This window comes from Kitasatospora sp. NPDC047058 (genome assembly GCF_040643935.1).
Classification (GTDB): Bacteria; Actinomycetota; Actinomycetes; order Streptomycetales; family Streptomycetaceae; genus Kitasatospora.
The window spans coordinates 1-2,799 of record NZ_JBEYVJ010000649.1; the positions used below are offsets into that span (position 1 = coordinate 1).

The following is a 2,799-nucleotide window of genomic DNA, read 5'->3' on the forward strand; positions in this document are numbered from 1 at the left end:
GATCTCATTTCGCGTCGGATCCGACGCGAATTGTCAGACACGCCTCAGGGCATCATCCCCGACCGGGCCCGGCCGCCCCAGGGCCGAACGGCCCCAATGCGGGGCACATGTCAGGGCCGCTGGCGCCGGGCGTTGCCGAGGCCGATCAGCAGGAAGGCCCCGGAGACCGCGACGGCGCTGCCGGCCGCCGCGACGAGGCGCGGGGCGAGCGCACCGCCGCCGGAGACCAGGATCGAGGCCGCGCCGAGCGAGGAGACCGCCAGGCCGACCAGCAGCCAGCCCAGCAGGGCCAGGGCGGCGGGGCGCGGGCCGCGCGGCGCCGGGCCGGCGTCCAGCACCGCCCAGCGCAGCCGGTCCTCGCGCAGCTCGGCCTGGCGCTGCCGGAACGCGCGGAGCCGCAGGAGGACGCCGGCGACCAGGCCCGCCAGGGCCAGCCGGGCCGCGGGCTGCCACCCGGGCACGGCCAGCAGCAGCGGGCCGGCCAGCGCGAGCGCGGCCCACCAGACGACGCAGGCCGCGGCGGCGGTGCGGGCGGACCGGGGGCGGTCGTCGCCCGCCTGGAGGTCCGCGATGGCGGGCAGGTACCAGACGCAGCCGGACGCGGTGACGGCGGCGGTGCCGATGGCCAGGACGGTGTGGGACATGCCTTGCGCTCCTCAGCCGATGGTGGTGCTACGCGGGTGCGGACGGGGCCGTCCCCGCCCGCCCGGGGGCGTCGGACCGGGCGGGGACGGCGTTCGGGGGGACGGGCGCCCGGCTGCGGGCGCCCTCCCGGGGAGGGGACGTCAGCCCTCGGGCGTCCCCGGCGACTCGGCCTGCAGCGGGCGCCGCGGCGCGGGCACGTCGTACCCGGCCGGGGTCACGCCCGCCAGGTGCTTGGCCGGTTCGCCGTGGTTCTCCAGGTGGTCGCGGGCCGCGATCTCCGGGTGGTGCAGGTCGAACGCCGGGGACTCGGAGCGGATCCGCGGCAGGGTGGTGAAGTTGTGCCGCGGCGGCGGGCAGGAGGTGGCCCACTCCAGCGAGCGGCCGAAGCCCCACGGGTCGTCGACGGTGACCCGCTCGCCGTACTTGGCCGTCTTCCAGACGTTGTAGAGGAACGGCAGGATCGACAGGCCGAGCAGGAACGAGCCGAGGGTGGACACCGTGTTGAGCGCGGTGAAGCCGTCCGAGGCCAGGTAGTCGGCGTACCGGCGGGGCATGCCCTCCGCGCCCAGCCAGTGCTGGACCAGGAAGGTGGCGTGGAACCCGATGGTGAGCGTCCAGAAGCTGATCTTGCCGAGCCGCTCGTCCAGCATCTTGCCGGTCATCTTCGGCCACCAGAAGTGGAAGCCCGCCATCATCGCGTACACCACCGTGCCGAAGAGCGTGTAGTGGAAGTGCGCGACGACGAAGTACGAGTCGGACACGTGGAAGTCGATCACCGGCGCGGCCAGCAGCACGCCCGTCAGGCCGCCGAACAGGAAGGTGACCAGGAAGCCGACGGTCCACAGCATCGGCGTCTCGAAGCTCAGCGACCCCTTCCACATGGTGCCGACCCAGTTGAAGAACTTGACCCCGGTCGGCACGGCGATCAGGAAGGTCATGAAGGCGAAGAAGGGCAGCAGCACCTGCCCCGTCACGTACATGTGGTGCGCCCAGACCGTGACCGAGAGGCCGGCGATCGCGACGGTGGCGGCGATCAGGCCCGCGTACCCGAACATCGGCTTGCGGGAGAAGACCGGGATCACCTCGGAGACGATCCCGAAGAACGGCAGGGCGAGGATGTAGACCTCGGGATGGCCGAAGAACCAGAACAGGTGCTGCCAGAGCATCGCCCCGCCGTTGGCCGGGTCGAAGACGTGCGAGCCGAACTTGCGGTCGCACTCCAGCGCCAGCAGGGCGGCGGCCAGCACCGGGAAGACCATCAGCACCAGGACCGAGGTGAGCAGCACGTTCCAGCAGAAGATGGACATCCGGAACATGGTCAGGCCGGGGGCCCGCATGCAGACGATGGTGGTGATGAAGTTGACCGCGCCGAGGATGCTGCCGAAGCCGGACAGCGTGACGCCCATGATCCACATGTCGGCGCCGACGCCGGGCGAGTGGACCGCGTCCGAGAGCGGCGCGTAGAGGAACCAGCCGAAGTCGGCGGCGCCCTGCGGCGTGGCGAAGCCGCCGGCGGCGATCAGCGAACCGAACATGAACAGCCAGAAGGCCAGCATGTTCAGCCGCGGGAAGGCGACGTCCGGGGCGCCGATCTGCAGCGGCATGATCCAGTTGGCGAAGCCGGTGAACAGCGGCATCGCGAAGAGCAGCAGCATCACCGAACCGTGCATGGTGAAGGCCTGGTTGAACTGCTCGTTGGAGAGGATCTGCGTCCCCGGCCGGGCCAGCTCGGCGCGCATGACCAGCGCGAGGACGCCGCCGATCAGGAAGAACCCGAACGCCGACACCAGGTACATGGAGCCGATCGTCTTGTGGTCGGTGGTCGTCAGCATCCGGACCAGGGCCGAGCCGGGCCGGCGGGCCGGGACTCCTCCCGTCCGGGCGGCGGACGGCGGTGGCGCGCTGTCGCCCCTTGCCTCGATGGCACTCAAGGACGCACTCCTTCGGAACTCCTGCGGATGGGTGGCGATCCATGATCGGAAGACGGAACCCTTGCGCCCCAGGGTCGTTGGACCCACCGGCCCGGGGCCGGTGGGCCTCGGTCCGGGACCACCGGCCGGGACCTCCGCCACCCCTCCGCCCCCGGCCGGCGGCCGCTGTGGACCACGGCCCCCGGCCGCCTGCGGACATGACGAAACACCGGTGCGGGCCGGC

The 2,799-nt window shown here is 72.2% G+C and carries 2 protein-coding genes; both read right to left on the reverse strand.

Annotated elements, in window-relative coordinates; all coding sequences use genetic code 11:
- Positions 1-110 precede the first annotated feature (110 nt).
- Positions 111-644: a hypothetical protein gene (locus ABZ885_RS38770; RefSeq protein WP_360199547.1), complete on the reverse strand. Its 534-nt coding sequence runs from the start codon at positions 642-644 to the stop codon at positions 111-113.
- A 141-nt stretch (positions 645-785) separates the two neighbouring features.
- On the reverse strand, positions 786-2,477 hold the full coding sequence (gene ctaD, locus ABZ885_RS38775; protein WP_360199549.1) for a cytochrome c oxidase subunit I: 1,692 nt from the start codon (positions 2,475-2,477) through the stop codon (positions 786-788).
- Between the last annotated feature and the right edge of the window lie 322 nt (positions 2,478-2,799).